Here is a 16,317-nt window from a genome sequence, read left to right on the forward strand (position 1 = left end):
ATTAAAAGCTAACACCTAAAATTAGCATCCTTTAAATGAACTTCTATAAAATTAACCTTTTTTCCTGCTTATTTTACAAAAAATATAATAGATCCAAAAATATAAAGACCTACCAGTTTAAACCGGTAGGTCTTTATATTTTATTTCTGTTTAATCCAATCTATACTTATTAAACTTTAATTAATTATTTGATAGATTTCATTACTAGCTTCTGCTAATTTATTCATATTATTCCTTGATGCTTTATAATAAACTTCTTGTAACTTTAATTTAATAAAATGCTTACATTTATCATTACTAGATTGGTCATGTAAAATCTTTAATTCTTCTAAAACAGAAACTATCTCTACAAATGTCTTTTTATCTTCCATCTACAAATCACCTTTCATCCTTTTATTAACCCCTCTATGTATCCTTAATACATATTATACAATAAATTACATTAAATGTAAATAGATATATCATACTTTCTTTATAATATATTTCATCTAAAATAATTATTTTCCTTCTTAATTTAGAAAAAATTAAATATATCAATGAATTATGGACAGATATCCTTAACTACTTCCTCCAAAATCCTGATAACATAAATACCAAAACAGTATAAATCTCTAATCTCCCTAATAACATACAAAAAGATAAAAGTAACTTACCAGTTACAGGAAGAGAAATATAAGTTTTCAAGGGACCAATTAAGCCTAATCCTGGTCCAATATTGCCTAATGTAGCTGCTACTGCTGAAACTGAACTTACTATATCTATTCCAAATGAAGTTAAAGTGATAGCTGCTACTACAAAAACTATAATATATAAAAAGAAGAATCCTAAAATGCTAGTAGAAACCTCTTCAGAAACCGCCCTATTACCTATTTTTAATGAAGTCACTGCCCGAGGGTGTATTAATTTATATAATTCTTGAAATCCTTTCTTCATTAATGCATAGATTCTTATTACCTTAATTCCACCTGCTGTTGAACCGGCTGAACCACCGATAAACATTAATACTAATAATATCCCCCGAGAAAATGGCGGCCAGATGTCATAGTCGACTGTAGCAAATCCAGCCGTGCTAATGATAGACAATGTTTGAAATGCAGCATATCTAATAGATTCAATTAAACTCTTATAGACTTGTAATCGTAGATTAATAGTAATTAGAATAATTGCTGTACTGACTAAAAAGAGATAAAATCTAAATTCTTTATTATTAAACAAAGCTTTAATATTTCCTCGTAAAACTTGATAATGTAAAGTGAAATTAGTCCCAGCTAAAAACATAAAGGCAACCATAATCCCTTCAATAATCAAACTATCATATGCCCTAACGCTTAAAGTACGAGAGGAAAAACCACCAGTAGAGACTGTACCAAAAGCATGAATTACAGCATCAAAGATTGGCATTTCATTTAGCCATAAGAGTAAAATTTGAATAACTGTTAATAATAAATAGATCACCCATAGAGTCTTTGCCGTCTCTTTAATCCTCGGTCTTAATCTATCATGAACAGGCCCTGGAACTTCAGCTTTAAATAATTGCATCGAACCTGCTAATTCAGGTAAGATGGCAATGGACATCACGATAATCCCCATTCCACCTAACCAATGACTTAAACTCCGCCAAAAAAGAATACTATGAGATAAGCTTTCTAATGACATAATAACTGTTGCACCTGTAGTAGTAAAGCCACTAACACTTTCAAAGAAAGCATCAACAAAATTATCGAAGATTCCTGATAGCATAAAAGGAATAGCACCAAAAATCGAAATTAAAATCCAGCCTAAGGTAACTATAGCAAACCCTTCTCTATGTCTAATCTCTTGCTGAGAAAAAGAGAACTTCTGCATAATCTTACCTATACTTATGGTTAACCCCATAGAAACCACAAAAGATAAAACATCAATTTCCCTATAAAATAATGCTACCAATAACGGTAGCACCATAGCTAAACCAACGAATATAAGTAATTTACCTAATATATTAAAGACAATCTTAAGCCTCATATTATTCGCTCCTTAATAATCACCAAATAACTCACGTTTGATATTGCTCTTCGCTGCTAAAGTAAAAATCAATAATTTGTCTTTAACTTTTAATTCTGTTTGACCATCAGGAATGATTAATTCTTTACCTCTCTTGATTACTCCAATTATTAAATCCGATGATTTATGCAATTTTTTCACTTTAACACCCTTTTTAGCAATTTTATTAGGAACTTCAATCTTTAATAAACGCATCTGTCCATTTAAAATATTATCAGTACTGACTTGTCCTTGATGCAAAAAATCCAAAATTCGTTCTAAAACTAAAATTTGCGGACTAAGAATCGTATCAACATTAACAATTTCACTAAAATAACTATACTCCAAACTATTGACAATAGTAATTACATTCTTGCTTCCTAATTCCTTAGCTACTAAACCTGTCAATAAATTCTCTTCATCTTTATTACCAGCTGCCACAAAAAAGTCAGCTTGATCTATACCTTCTTCTTTAAGCAAGTCTAGATTTATAGGCTTCCCATTTAAGATTAAAACATCTGATAATTCTTCTGCTAATTCTTCACACCTAGTTTCATCCTCTTCTATTAAAGTCAAAATAGCATGTTTGGGCTTAAAAGAAGTTGCCAAATGATAATTCACATCACTTCCTCCAGTTAATACTATCTTTTCTTTTTCATTCTGAGGCTTGCTTAATAGTTGACCTAACTTAGTTCTAAATCCTTTTTTACCTAGAATATAAACAGTGTCACCAGGATAAATCTTATGTTCACCATGAGGAATAAATAATCTATTCCTCCGCAAAATACAGATAATTAAGGCATTAGTGGGTAATTCTACTTGAGAAATAAGATTAAAAGCCAGAGGACTGCGGTGAGAAACTGTAACCTCAGAAAGTTGAACCTTCCCACCGACAAAGCTCTCTATTCCTGTCTTCATTGTAGGCTTAATTAAATCCATAATCTGCTCTACTACTATTTGACAAGGGTTTACTATTAAATCTATCCCTAGATCATCTATAGTTAAAGCTTTGTTATCGGTTAAATAATCATAATTATTAACTTTAGTAATGATTCTATCTACTCCTAATCGTTTAGCATAAATTGATGTTAATATATTCTTGTCATCATTATTAGAAACTGCTAATATTAATTCTGTCTTATTAATACCGGCCTGATTTAATGTCTCTATATTTACCCCACTACCTACTAAAGTCATTACATCTATCTTTTCTTGAATTCGTTTTAACATTTGATTATCTTCATCAATAATTACTACATCTCTATCTAACTTAGTTAACTGTTCAGCTAATTGGAAGCCTATTTCATTAGCTCCATAGATAATAGCCTGATGATTAGGTGACGAAGTTAGATTTTTCTTAACTCTCTTTAATTTTGACACCATAGATTTCATCACATCTGCTCCTTTAAATCTATCCTACTAACAACCTATGTTTTAGATGTGTAAATAATAACATAGATAATTATTTAAATATAATTAGGAACATTTAGTAGTAGGATCTTCTCTTTCTATTTCACTTTTAATTGCAGATAACATAGCTTCAGAATTAGAGATAACTTTTTTCTTTAATACAGGGTTCAAAAGTGGTGCTATCATAGGAATTCCAAATTCAAAATCAACAGTCAATACCACTTTTGTAGCATCATTTATTGGTGTAAATCTCCATTCACCGGTAAATTCCTTAAGATCACCTTCAATCTGCTCATAATGAATAACCTTATTATCAAAATCAAATATATCTCTTTCTTTCCAAACTATCTTTTTCCCATCAATATCGGTTACCCAAGCTGTAATCGTGGTATTCTCCTCTCTATTAATTACATCTACACTAATTACATCTTCCATAAATTGCGGGTATCTTTCCATCTCTTTAGCTATTTCATAAACCTCTTCAACTGATCCATTAATTAAGATTGAACTTTCTACATAAGGCATTTTATCTTCCTCCTAACTTATACTTTCACCAACAGAATTTAAAGCAGCAACTGCTGCAAAGGCATCATTAAAGATATCCATTATTTCTTCTATATCTTCTGAAGTAATAATCAGTGGTGGTTCAATTCTAATTACTCGTGGTTGATTAAGAGTATAGGCTGCTAGCAAATGACGATTAGTCAATTCAGAAATTAACATCCCACCAATACCTTCATTCATTAATTCAATTCCAATCATTAACCCTCTACCTCTAACGTCTTTGATTAATTCTGGGTACTGAACTTGTAAACTTTTTAATTTATTTAAAAATAATTCTCCCATCTCTTTGGCTTTTAAAGCTAAATTATCTCTTTCCAAAATTTCTAAAGCTTTCTTACCAGCTACAGCTGCTAGCGGATTACCACCAAAAGTTGAAGTATGAATTAAAGGTGCTTCTAAAAATGGTTCCCAGACCTTAGTTCGAGCAATAAAAGCTCCTACAGGCATTACCCCTCCTCCTAGAGATTTGGCTAAAGCCATTATATCTGGAACTACACCTTCAGCTTCTACAGCAAAATTAGTTCCGGTTCTACCTAATCCTGTCTGTACTTCATCCACAATCATTAAAATATTTTTTTGATCACAAAGAGATCTAACCCCTTGTAAATATCCGGCAGGTGGTAGTACAATTCCACCTTCTCCTTGAATCGGTTCTATGATAACTGCTGCTGTTTCTGAGGTAATTGCTTTAATTAATGCTTTTAAATCTCCAAAAGGTACATGTTTAAAATTAGGTACTAAAGGCTTAAATGGTTCTTTATATTGTTTTCGACCAGTTGCACTTAATGAACCCATACTCTTACCATGAAAGGAGTTAACTGTAGAAATAATCTCTGCTTTATTGGTATATAATTTTGCTAACTTTAAAGCTCCTTCGACAGCTTCAGTTCCACTATTACAGACAAAAGAGTATTGTAAATCACCTGGAGTAATTTCTGCTAATTTAGCAGAAAAGTCTGCTAAATGATGATTAAAAAGTACTTTACTAGATAAAGACATCTTGTCTAGTTGTTCTTTTACAGCAGTTACTATTTCCTGAGGACTGTGTCCAAAGTTAAGACTGCCATATCCACTTAAACAATCAATATACTCATTCCCATTGGAATCCTTAATTCTAATCCCTTCTGCTTCAACTTCAATGTCATCTAAACCCATAAACCTAAATAATCTAGCTAAAGCAGGATTTAAATATTCTTCATAATTATTAATAGTACGCGTTGCTAAATCCATGAGGCACCTCCCCTTCTTTTATTGAATTTATTATATACAGACCATATTATTACTATTATTTAAAATATATGCTAATAATATACTATGCTGAACTCATAAAAAGTATTTTTATTTTTAGATGATAATTAATTGAAGTTAATTATATAACTTACTTAAGAGTGCAACTTTCAATGATTAAATAGAATAATTTCAATAGCAAAAATTATCTTAAATTTAATTCTTCTGATAATATTTATAATAATCTTCTAAAGTTTCAATAATAGCTTTACCAATTTTTAAATAATCTTGATTACATAAATTAGCTAGTGATACACGTAATGTCCACTCAGGTCCAGCAAATCCTGCTCCTGGTAAACAGATTATGGCCCTCTCGGAAGCTAATTTAGTAATAAAATCGAGAGCTACAAATTTTTCGGTTAAATATTTAGAAAAGTCTTTCCCATACTTTTCTTTAGCCAAAGTAACGATATTAATCAATGAATAATAATGAGTTTTATTACTTCCTTTTAAATATTGATATCCTCCCGGAAAATAAGTATATAAGGTCTGAATACGATCATCTAATATTTTTTTTATAGAATTCTCATATGCTCTACCATAGTCCATCAGATTAAATAATGAAAATATACACATAATAGCCTGTTGAGGTCCAGACAAGCCACCAGTATGTGCTAAAGCAACATCTCGACTATCCATTTCTAAACGATCTATAAATTTAATCTTCTCTGGTTCAGTAGAGATTATACCATATCGTTCATTTAACTTGTGTTTTATATCATCGGGGTGGTTAGCAATAAGTCGGTCAATTACATTACCCTCATAAAGCATAATAACCCCTAATCGCCATCCGGTCACTCCAAAGTATTTAGAATATGAATAAATACATAAAGTATTTTTGGGTATTACACTAACTAAAGAATAAAAATCATCTACAAAATTAGCATAAACTGTATCTGTAATAATAATTAAGTCTTGCCGTTTAGTATTTACTAAGTCAGCTATCTTATTAATAGTTTGACGGCTAATTCCTACTGATGTTGGGTTAGTTGGATTAACTAAAAAGAGGATCTTTATTCGTTCATCTTCTAACTTCTTAAGCTCTTTATTTGGAATCTGCCATTCCATATCTTCACTTTCTTTAATCTTTACATTAATTAATTTATAACTCTCTAAAACTGGAATTTCTAAATATGGAGCAAAGATAGGTGTAATCGTAGCAATCCAGTCTCCAGGATGAATAATATGATTTTCTTTTAATGATTTAAACGAATAGACCATAGCCTCCGTAGCACCTTCTGTGGCAAATAGACTAAATTCACCAGCTGGTCTATTATTAGGCATAATAACATCTGTAAGATAATTATCAACTATCTTCCCAATATTAGGATAGATTATTGGAGGATCGGGATAGAAATCACCTAAAGCAGCATCAGTTAATTCAAATACAAAATCATTAGGATTTAACTCAAGGATAGATTCTGCATAATTAATTGCATCTTTTAAAAAAAGTGCCTCTTCACTCCCATCCTCTTTTAAATAAATATCTAACTCTTCAGCTATTCTTCTCTTATTTGGTCTCCATCCTAAAGAATTTTTTTTAGTATCTTTACCTGCCATTTCTGTAGCAAATAAGACTAACTTAGCAAAAGCCTTTCTGCCTATTGTATTCAAAAAGTTGGGGTTTCCTCTGCCTGCATTCAAAACTTCACATTCTTTTCCTTGAGATATAAGTCGCTGACATGCATTTTCAGCCTTATCTTTTAATATGCCCGTCACTTCAAAAGGACTTAGTTTCATATACTCTAATTCTTGCTCATAAGTGAGTCCTGGAGCTAAAGCTTCTTTATTTAAATTCATAAAATCCCCCTAATTATCTATATGATATAATATTAGCTAATACAGACTTAATAATAAATCCTAAATTAAAGTTATTATAACCAAATTTAATAAAGGAAATAAATCATTTATAGAATTAGGGGGATTCTTAATAAGTATTGAATTTTAGATTTCTAATTTGAAAGGAATAATAAAAAATGGTGGGAAATGTCAATCTAGCTCTTTATTTTTTAGTGTAACCAAGATCCCTACAAAGATTATACCTGCAGACATAGCTCCAGCAATTAAAAGAGTCTCAATACCTGTCTCAATTGCAGCTTGATAATCTTTTTCAATTAAATTTAACATCGTAAAATATGCTTGACTTCCAGGAACTAAAGGAATAATCCCTGCTACTATAAATAAAGTGGCTGGTTCTTTTAATAATCTAGCACTAACCTCAGCTATAATTGTAATTACTACTACTCCTATAAAGCTAGCAAATATTTGATTATCAGCATAACCTAATGCAAAATTATATGCTGCCCAACCTAAAACACCCGCCAATCCAGCATTAAATAATGCTTTTTTAGGTAATTTAAAAATAATTCCAAAAGCAATTGTAGCTAAAAATACATTTAAAATCTTTATGACCATTTTCTACACCTCTTAAAATAAAATATTAATTCCTAAAATTGAACTTACTCCTAATGCTATTGCTAATGCTGTCAACAAAGCATTCATACCTCTTACAATTCCAGACAAAGCATCTCCATTAATAATATCTCTAGCAGCATTAGTAACTGCTACTCCTGGTACTAATAAAATTACGATTCCTAAAATGATTGCATTAGGATCTAAAGCAGGAAGAAAATAACTAGTACTAACACCTACTGTTGCTGCTATTACTCCTCCAACTACTTCAGACATAAATTTATTAATATTACTGCTTCTAAGCCAAAACTCAAGTAATAGCGCACCTAAAAATGTAGGGATTAATTCATAACCCAAGCCATATACTAGATAAGAAAAAGTTAAACTACCTATTCCTGCAGCTAAATAAAAAGTAACTTCTGAATAACTGGTTTTAAATTGATTTATCTCTTCTAACTTCAACCAAGCTTGATCTAAATTAAGGTTTTTAGCAGTAATTTGCCGAGAAAGATTATTCACTAATGCTACCTTTTGTAGGTTAGTAGTCTGATATTTAATCCTTTTAATTCTAGTCCAACTATCTCCTGCTTGGTCTTCTAATGAAATGAATATTCCTGTTGGTAGAGCAAAAACTTCAGTCTTAACAAAATCATAGGCATTCCCTATCCTTCTTACAGTTTCTTCAACTCGATAAGTTTCTGCTCCATTCTTAAGTAATGTCTCTCCCATTAAACTGACTAAAAGTAGTACTTTTTTCTGTGCCATATCTATCCTCCTTTCTTAACATTTAAAAATAATTATATCACAGAATAGTAGAATTACAAAGTAGTTAAAGGGTTATACTATGAAAAACTATAAGGAGGAATAAACCTATGGTTAAAAAAGATGTTAATCATGACCCAGAACGTGAAATGGGGGCACCGCCACCTCAAAGTATGCCGGCTTTATTTGGATGGATGACTATTGATTATCAACGAGAAATGGCTAAAGAGTTAACAGAAATAAGTAAAGAATTAACTCCTGCTAAAAAAACTAAAGAATAAGAATGAATTAATACTAAGGATCAAGATTGATCCTTAGTATTATATGTTTCACTAATATCAACTTTATCTTTGCCTAAATCATCTTCATAAAGATCAATATATAGTTTTTGTTTAATAGGATCATAAGCTGCCGTAAATACCTCTTGAAGATCATTAACTCCATGGGTTTGAATCTGCTCTTTTAACCAGGCTCGACTTAGGCCATGTTGTTTAAGATTAGGTAAAATTAACTTACCTTCAATAATAACCGAAGTAGGTATAGCTTCTGGAGAAAAGCTTATACCCATATCCTGAACAGTGACCGATTTATACTCTGGCTTAGGCATGACACTTACACTCCCATCTGTTTCTAAGATGGCATATTGAACCTGATCTACATTGAATATATCTTTACTTCTTAATTGAGAATTCAATTCTTTTAAATTAAAACGGGCTTTTTTCATATTATCTTCTAATATTTTACCATTATGAACTAATATTAGCGGTTCCCCTTCTATTACTTTTCGTGCTTTACGACTTTTAAGTGTAATCCATTCCATTAAAAAAGTTAAAATAGCAAATAAGGTCAGTCCTAATAAGTAATGCCAAGTACGTTGATTAAAATCTGTAGTCATAGTTGCAGCAATAGAACCAAAGGTGATACCATTAACATAATCATGAAAGCTTAATTGGGCAATTTGTTGTTTCCCTAAAATTCTAGTAAAGAATAGAATAGAAAAGAAAGCTAATATTGTTTGAATTATTATTTCAATAATAATTTTCATTAGAGTCATAATTCCCCTTTCCTGATTATGCTATTATTGTCCACAAATAATGATAACACTATTATTAAAAAGCTAAATTACTAAAGGGAGGTATGAATTATGAGCTTAACGTTACAAAGTATATTAACTATACTATTTGTAATAATTGGATTTGTAATACTTTATATTCTTTCTAAAAAAGAATTAATTTAAATATTGTGAAATTATCTTAAATTAATTAGATTTGATTATTAATACCAAAAGTATTATAATGATTCTAGCAAAATATAAGTAACCACTAGAAAGGAGTCTTCAATGACAACAGCTATTAAAATAGAAAATCTTAGTAAAAGTTATGGTGATGTACAAGCACTGACTAATGTTAGTTTAGAAATAAAGAAAGGAGAATTTTTCGGATTATTAGGACCAAATGGTGCTGGCAAAAGTACCTTAATTAAGATTATGGCTGGCTTAGCCCATAAAGATTCCGGCTCAATTACGGTCTTAGGTAAAGATGTGGTTAAGAATTATAGATTTACTAAACAAAAACTGGGAATAGTACCTCAAGAAGTAGTAATTGATCCTTACTTTAATCCTCGTGAATCTTTAAGGTTACAATCTGGATACTTTAATATTAAAAATAATGAAGAAAGAATCGATGAAATATTAACAGCATTAGGCCTTCAGGATAAGGCTAACGCTTATGCTAGAAGTTTATCTGGAGGAATGAAAAGACGATTACTGATTGCTAAAGCATTAGTTCATGATCCGGAAATAATAGTTTTGGACGAGCCTACTGCTGGAGTTGATGTAGAGTTAAGAAATAGTATGTGGGAATATGTTAAAAAGCTAAATAATGAAGGAAAGACTATTATTTTAACTACTCATTATTTAGAGGAAGCCGAAGCACTTTGTGATAGAATAGCTATTATGGATAAAGGTCATGTGATAACTGTAGATACCAAAGAAAATTTAATTAATTCTATTGATAAAAAGATTATACAACTGAAGTTAGATAACAAGATATCGAATGCACCTAACTTTTTAAATAATTATCAATATGAAATTAACGAAGAACCACCGCAGATCAATATAGAATTAACAAAAGAAAATTTAATTAATTTTATGAATCAAGTCTATAAATCAGATTTAAAAATTAAAGATATGGATATCTCCAGTGCTAGACTAGAGGATGTTTTCTTAAAATTAACCAATTTAGGAGGGGAAAAAGATTAATTATACTGCATTCTATACTTTAGTTAAAAAAGAAATATTGCGTTTTATTAAAGTGTCAATTCAGACTATCTTTGCACCATTAATCTCTACTTCACTTTACTTAATTATATTTTCATATTCATTTAGAAGTAAAGAAGTCTTAGGTTATTCAGTACCTTATATTCAATTTATTGTTCCAGGCTTAATGATTATGGGAATAATTCAAAACTCTTTTGCTAATACCTCTTCTTCTTTGATAGTTTCTAAATATCAAGGAACTATTGTTGAGTTATTATTAGCACCTTTTTCTCATATTGAACTAAGTTTAGGAATGATGATTGGGGGAATCGCTAGAGGATTGGCAGTAGGAACTTCAATATATTTAGTTTCTATCTTGTTTTATGGTGGTACAATTATTCATCCTCTGCTTTTATTGCTTACTGCTACAATAGTTGCAGGAACTTTCTCGCTTTTAGGCTTAATTGCCGGGCTGTGGGCAGAAAAGTTTGACCATGTTTCAATTTTTTCTAACTTCTTTATTACCCCTTTAACTTTTTTAAGTGGAGTTTTTTATTCTGTTAAATCATTACCAGGTATTTGGAGTAAAGTTTCATTATTTAACCCGGTCTTTTATATGGTTGATGTAGTAAGATATTCATTTATCGACCAATCAGATATTGCTCCATCTTTCTCATTATTAATTATAAGTACTTTATTTGTAATTCTTTTATTAATTACTACTTACCTATTCAAAATCGGATATAAGATTAAAGATTAAAAGCAGACCAATTGGTCTGCTTTTTTTATTAAAATTTATTATTTTACTCTATGCTACTTTCTGAACTTGCCACTCTTTATTAACCCACAAACCTATAATATCAACCTCAAACCCCCAAGATTTAACTAACTCTATAGAACTCTTTATATGTTTAATCTGTTCTTCTTTTTCAGCAAGATTTCCTGCACAATCATAATGACCAACTACTGCTATTAAGTTAGAACCATGTTGTTCAACAGAAATCTCAACTCGTTCTTTAATAGAATTAACTTTTGTTTCAGGACTACTTTCTGCTAAGATTAAATTAGGTCCTGGTTCAGTAATCATGTCTACATACTTACTATTAAATTCTTGCTTTAACCACTCAATTACTGGGACTTGCACACGCCCGTCCATGCAATTAATTGCAGTAATAAATTCTGATTTATTAATAATACCACTCCTTTTCGACTAATTCTAAGTAAATTTAAATTAAACTTAGATATATGTATTTTCCTTATATTATATTGTAAAGATACAGAATTTGCAAAACTTTATTTTATATTAATTTTATATACTTTCACTATTTTTATACTGATTAATATTTAACCTCATTAAATGCATTCCTATGGAAATAGTTTCAGCAATAAATCCACACCATTTATAGAAAACTTCCTGTTTAAAAGAATGTCCTAGCCAATCATCTGAGTGTAACCCTTTATTAATTAAAAAATGTTCACTTCCATCAACATAAGCATATAAAGCATCATAAAGTTCTTCAATATACTCAGATGTTTTCTTAGGTAGAACACCTCCATTAACTAATTTAGACAAAATCCCTTCTTCCCCTTTCATTGGAGGTACTTTATAATCACCTGCTTTCCAATCTTTAAAATCATCTATATTATCACAAAAATAAAGTGGTAAAATAAGATCTTTTAAAAAATTTATTAAAACCTGACAGGCTTGTTTATAATATAAATTAGTTGTTAATTCTATAGAACACTTAAGATCAGATTCTGCTTCAAGCACATGTGTCATTGAAAAGAATGCATCTTCTGCTAATACTTCTCCGGTTATTCCATCCCAGGCTACAATATATTTTCCTGCCCATCCAAAGATAGGATCTTCTAAAAAATTAATAATTCCAGTTTGATTCTCTTTTCCTCCTGTAACCATAATATTATTCTTCTCTGCTACCTCTTTTAACTTCTCAATTCTCTCTAAAAGCCTCTTCTTTCCCCGGTTATAAACTTTCTTACCATAATCTCTATAATTCGTGTTAACTTTTGTGCTTTTATCAATTAATACTGTACCATCTTTATCATGTAATTCATAAAGAAATTTTAATAAATCAGTACTATTATCCCATTCTTGAATAGGTTCTTTAGAAAAATGAAGATACTTATATAACATTTTAATTGGAATAATTTCAGACATTTACTTTAAACCTCCTTTCTTTTAAATCTAATATAAAATAATATTAACAATTTTCTCTTTATTAATATAGTCTAATACTTTATTTAATATTATTCTTTTAAAATAAAAAAGTACACAAAATCCTTGTGTACTTCTACAATTAATAGTTGAAATTTAATAATAATTTCTTTTACTAATTTAGTTAAAGATCCCTTCTTATTTATATTATTACTACATGAAGATATTAATCACCTGTTAAAATATAGAAACAAACTACACTTTTAAAGAGGTAATTTAACTCAAAGAGTAATTTCAAATTTTCCCTTTTTCAAAAATGAATCAACTAATTCTGCTGTTTTAAAATTATAATGAATATCTTTATGACCATGCGAAACAACAATAAAATCTTTTAATCCTTCATACTTAACTGAACTAACTTGAACTCTACCATCATTTCCCTCTGGTAATAGCTTTCCTAGTATCAGATTACTCTTGTCGCCAGCAATTGCTCCTATTTCAATAGGATCTAAGCTTCTTAATCCTAAATCTTTAACATTATCAGGATGTAATGAATCTAAGGTTTTAAAAACATTAGTAAATGTATTAGATAATTTTGAAGCTATATTAGCCAATTGACTTCCTTGATTTGGAGTAGCTATTAAAACGCATCTATCTATTTTATCTCTATATTTTATATTTGATAAAAAATTTCTTATTACTAATCCACCTGTACTATGGCCTACAAGACTAATTTTTTCATTTTCACATAAATTATATATAATTTGGTCCACTTTCTTTTCAAAAATAGAAGTACAATATTTAATTCTTTTAAATGTTAATGGTAAGTCAACTAAAATTCCGTCATAACCTAGCTCTTCCAAATTTTCTTTTAAGACTAACATATCTTTTTGATTTTTATTATAGCCATGTACTAAAACCACTTTTTTCTTCACTAGTAACCTCCTAATTTATAAGTGTAAAATTAACATTCTATTTCAACAAACATACTCCTCTAATATTATCCAATTAAAAAAAGCCTTTGAATTTATCCAAAGGCTTCTTTAAAAATCTTAACTTTTAAGAATTAATAGATTTTACTCTACCAACTACTCCACTCTCAAGACGCACCTTAATTCCATGTGGATGAGTAGCAGAGTTAGTCAAAATATCCTTAACTACACCATCAGTTAATTTCCCTGAACGTTGGTCTTGTTTTTGCACAACTGAAACATTAAGTCCAGACTTTATATTTTTGCGTTTCTTTCCATTCATATAAATCACCTTCTTTCATTTAATAAATTAAAGATTATTTAAACATTATCCATTAACTTCATGAAATCCTATAATAATTATAAGACTTTGCAAAATTTGCAAATGCCATGAATGGACTGTTATTCTATTACTATTATATACTGTTTAAAGTCAAAATACAAAGAAATTGATCTAATGATCAATTTCTTTGTACATTTTAAGAATCTCTTATGAAGCAGATGGAATGCCTTGTGAAGAAGCAGCTATAATGAAAGATTATTAATAATTGTAATTATCAACTTACCTTATTAACATTTAATAATTGTTCTATCTTTTCACCTGACACTGGCCGTTCAAATAAATACCCTTGTCCAATATTACAATTATTTTGTTTTAAAAAGTTATGTTGTTCTGTAGTTTCTATACCTTCCGCAATTATATTAAGATTTAAATCATTACCTATGTTAATTATATTCTTTACAAGTGCTGTTTTGTTTTTATCTTTTGAAATATCTTGAATGAAACTCCGATCAATCTTTAAATTATCTAGAGGAATATCATCCAAAATACTTAATGATGAATAACCAGTTCCAAAATCATCTAAAGCTATCTTAAATCCTATCTCTTTTAACTGCTTTAACATAGAAATTAATTCTTCTATATCATTTCTACTACTTTCAGTAATTTCTAATTCTAAATATTTAGGATCAAGCTGAGTTCTTTCTATTACTTGATTTACAGTATTTAGAAATCCTTTATTAAAAAGTTGACTCCTAGAAACATTTACTGACATATTCATCGGAGGTAGACCAGCATCTTGCCAAGCTTTATTCTGTTTACAGGCAGTCTGTAGAACCCACTTGCCAATAGGTTTAATAAGACCCGACTCTTCTGCTATTGGAATGAATTCTCCAGGAGAAACATGTCCTAATTCAGAATTCTGCCAACGAATTAATGCTTCTACTCCTATAACTTCACCTGTATTTAAATTTACTTGTGGCTGATAATGAAGTCTAAGTTCATTATTCTCTATTGCATTTCTTAATCTATTTTCTATTTTAGCCTTTTGTAAAAGTATTACATTTAAATTAGAGTCATAAAACTTATAGTCAACTTTTTTCTCATTCTTATTTGAATACATTGCTATATCAGCGTATCTAATTAGTTCATCTACATTATTGCCATCCTCTGGATAAACACTAATCCCAATACTAGGAGTTATAATTATTTCATACTCATTTATATTAAGTGGCTTAGAAAATTCACGAATAATTCTATTAACTACCTTTTTAACTTGTTTTCTCTCAATTTCTTTCATTATAATAACAAATTCATCGCCACCAAATCTACTTACTATATCATCTTCACGTGTACATTCAATTAATCTTTTTGCTGCTTTTTTTAATACTAGATCTCCAGCATCATGTCCAATCGTATCATTAACTAATTTAAAACGATCTAAATCAAGAAATATAATGGCTAATTTTTCCTGATTATTTTTAGCTTCTTTTAATAATTTATTAAGTTCTTCATTTAACAAGTTCCGGTTAGGTAAGTTAGTTAATGAATCATGATAAGCCATATGGGTAATCTTTTCTTCCATTTGCTTTCGTTTCGTTATATCTACCATAATACCATCAAGTTTATACATTTCATTATTTGAATCTAAACTAGGTGTTATGCTAGTCTTAACCCAATGAACTTCTCTATTAGAATCCTTTATGCGATGTTCAACATTAATTGTTTCTCCTGACAATAATTCATCACTTTGTTTATTAATTAATTCTAAATCATCAGGATGAATAATTTTTTTCCAAAAATCTGATGCATCTATAAAAGCACGATATGTAAGACCACATTTATCCTTACAATCTTCGGAAATAAAGACTTTATCTTCTTTTAAATCAATAGACCAAATAATTGCTTCTACATTATTAAGAATATGTTCTAACTGTTTTTGATAATCTTTTAATCGTTGAGAAGATAATTTGAACTTATCATATTGCAGACTACCCCACCAAATTATTACACCTAATACAACACCAAAACCTATTTCAAGTAATATTTCCATCAATTCAACTTCTTCAGCAATAAAATAATGAACAACATTAAAGCCTATTATTAAAATGAAAGTAATTACTGCACTAATTATACTTCGTTTATATTCTTTATACTTCATATCTTCAAGTATCTCCTT

General features: G+C 29.6%; 17 protein-coding genes. 3 read left to right on the plus strand and 14 right to left on the minus strand.

Annotated features, from left to right (window positions below):
- Nucleotides 1-176 precede the first annotated feature (176 nt).
- The 8 genes from B5D41_RS10215 to B5D41_RS10250 all read right to left on the minus strand — a co-directional run bounded on the left by B5D41_RS10215 (nt 177) and on the right by B5D41_RS10250 (nt 8,457).
- Nucleotides 177-371 (minus strand): hypothetical protein, encoded by a 195-nt coding sequence (locus B5D41_RS10215; protein WP_078810539.1) that lies wholly within the window; start codon nt 369-371, stop codon nt 177-179.
- 190 nt (nt 372-561) lie between these two features.
- Complete coding sequence (locus tag B5D41_RS10220) at nt 562-2,001, minus strand: TrkH family potassium uptake protein (RefSeq protein ID WP_078810540.1); 1,440 nt, start codon at nt 1,999-2,001, stop codon at nt 562-564.
- 12 nt (nt 2,002-2,013) lie between these two features.
- Nucleotides 2,014-3,411 (minus strand): Trk system potassium transporter TrkA, encoded by a 1,398-nt coding sequence (gene trkA, locus B5D41_RS10225; RefSeq protein ID WP_078810541.1) that lies wholly within the window; start codon nt 3,409-3,411, stop codon nt 2,014-2,016.
- Nucleotides 3,412-3,495: 84 nt separating this feature from the next.
- Nucleotides 3,496-3,954 (minus strand): type II toxin-antitoxin system RatA family toxin, encoded by a 459-nt coding sequence (locus tag B5D41_RS10230; RefSeq protein ID WP_078810542.1) that lies wholly within the window; start codon nt 3,952-3,954, stop codon nt 3,496-3,498.
- A 12-nt stretch (nt 3,955-3,966) separates the two neighbouring features.
- On the minus strand, nt 3,967-5,223 hold the full coding sequence (locus B5D41_RS10235) for an aspartate aminotransferase family protein (protein WP_078810544.1): 1,257 nt from the start codon (nt 5,221-5,223) through the stop codon (nt 3,967-3,969).
- Between the two features lie 213 nt (nt 5,224-5,436).
- Nucleotides 5,437-7,080 carry a bifunctional aspartate transaminase/aspartate 4-decarboxylase gene (locus tag B5D41_RS10240; protein ID WP_078810545.1) on the minus strand — a complete coding sequence of 548 codons (1,644 nt, stop codon included), beginning with the start codon at nt 7,078-7,080 and terminating at the stop codon, nt 5,437-5,439.
- Nucleotides 7,081-7,269: 189 nt separating this feature from the next.
- Entirely contained in the window at nt 7,270-7,695 is a 426-nt protein-coding gene (locus tag B5D41_RS10245; protein WP_078810547.1) for a threonine/serine exporter family protein, read from the minus strand.
- A gap of 12 nt (nt 7,696-7,707) precedes the next feature.
- Complete coding sequence (locus B5D41_RS10250) at nt 7,708-8,457, minus strand: threonine/serine exporter family protein (protein ID WP_078810548.1); 750 nt, start codon at nt 8,455-8,457, stop codon at nt 7,708-7,710.
- Between the two features lie 107 nt (nt 8,458-8,564).
- Between B5D41_RS10250 and B5D41_RS14300 the strand changes: the two genes are divergently transcribed.
- Nucleotides 8,565-8,735: a hypothetical protein gene (locus B5D41_RS14300; protein WP_200806465.1), complete on the plus strand. Its 171-nt coding sequence runs from the start codon at nt 8,565-8,567 to the stop codon at nt 8,733-8,735.
- A gap of 20 nt (nt 8,736-8,755) precedes the next feature.
- Here the strand turns inward: B5D41_RS14300 and B5D41_RS10255 are convergent, their stop codons facing one another.
- Nucleotides 8,756-9,499 (minus strand): DUF421 domain-containing protein, encoded by a 744-nt coding sequence (locus tag B5D41_RS10255; protein WP_078810550.1) that lies wholly within the window; start codon nt 9,497-9,499, stop codon nt 8,756-8,758.
- A 294-nt stretch (nt 9,500-9,793) separates the two neighbouring features.
- Between B5D41_RS10255 and B5D41_RS10260 the strand changes: the two genes are divergently transcribed.
- Both B5D41_RS10260 and B5D41_RS10265 read left to right on the plus strand, forming a co-directional pair.
- Entirely contained in the window at nt 9,794-10,714 is a 921-nt protein-coding gene (locus B5D41_RS10260; protein ID WP_078810551.1) for an ABC transporter ATP-binding protein, read from the plus strand.
- Nucleotides 10,710-11,471 (plus strand): ABC transporter permease, encoded by a 762-nt coding sequence (locus tag B5D41_RS10265; RefSeq protein WP_078810553.1) that lies wholly within the window; start codon nt 10,710-10,712, stop codon nt 11,469-11,471. Before B5D41_RS10260 ends, B5D41_RS10265 begins: the two co-directional genes overlap by 5 nt.
- Nucleotides 11,472-11,519: 48 nt before the next feature.
- On the opposite strand, the gene B5D41_RS10270 is transcribed toward B5D41_RS10265, so the two are convergent.
- The 5 genes from B5D41_RS10270 to B5D41_RS10290 all read right to left on the minus strand — a co-directional run bounded on the left by B5D41_RS10270 (nt 11,520) and on the right by B5D41_RS10290 (nt 16,299).
- Nucleotides 11,520-11,906, minus strand: a complete 387-nt coding sequence (locus B5D41_RS10270; RefSeq protein ID WP_327293084.1) for a carbonic anhydrase — start codon at nt 11,904-11,906, stop codon at nt 11,520-11,522.
- 114 nt (nt 11,907-12,020) lie between these two features.
- Nucleotides 12,021-12,890 (minus strand): hypothetical protein, encoded by an 870-nt coding sequence (locus B5D41_RS10275; protein ID WP_078810555.1) that lies wholly within the window; start codon nt 12,888-12,890, stop codon nt 12,021-12,023.
- A 278-nt stretch (nt 12,891-13,168) separates the two neighbouring features.
- Entirely contained in the window at nt 13,169-13,822 is a 654-nt protein-coding gene (locus tag B5D41_RS10280) for an alpha/beta fold hydrolase (RefSeq protein ID WP_078810556.1), read from the minus strand.
- A gap of 124 nt (nt 13,823-13,946) precedes the next feature.
- Nucleotides 13,947-14,141: a YwbE family protein gene (locus B5D41_RS10285; RefSeq protein WP_078810558.1), complete on the minus strand. Its 195-nt coding sequence runs from the start codon at nt 14,139-14,141 to the stop codon at nt 13,947-13,949.
- Between the two features lie 274 nt (nt 14,142-14,415).
- Nucleotides 14,416-16,299: a sensor domain-containing protein gene (locus tag B5D41_RS10290; RefSeq protein WP_078810560.1), complete on the minus strand. Its 1,884-nt coding sequence runs from the start codon at nt 16,297-16,299 to the stop codon at nt 14,416-14,418.
- Between the last annotated feature and the right edge of the window lie 18 nt (nt 16,300-16,317).

Source organism: Selenihalanaerobacter shriftii (assembly GCF_900167185.1).
Lineage (GTDB): Bacteria > Bacillota > Halanaerobiia > Halobacteroidales > Acetohalobiaceae > Selenihalanaerobacter > Selenihalanaerobacter shriftii.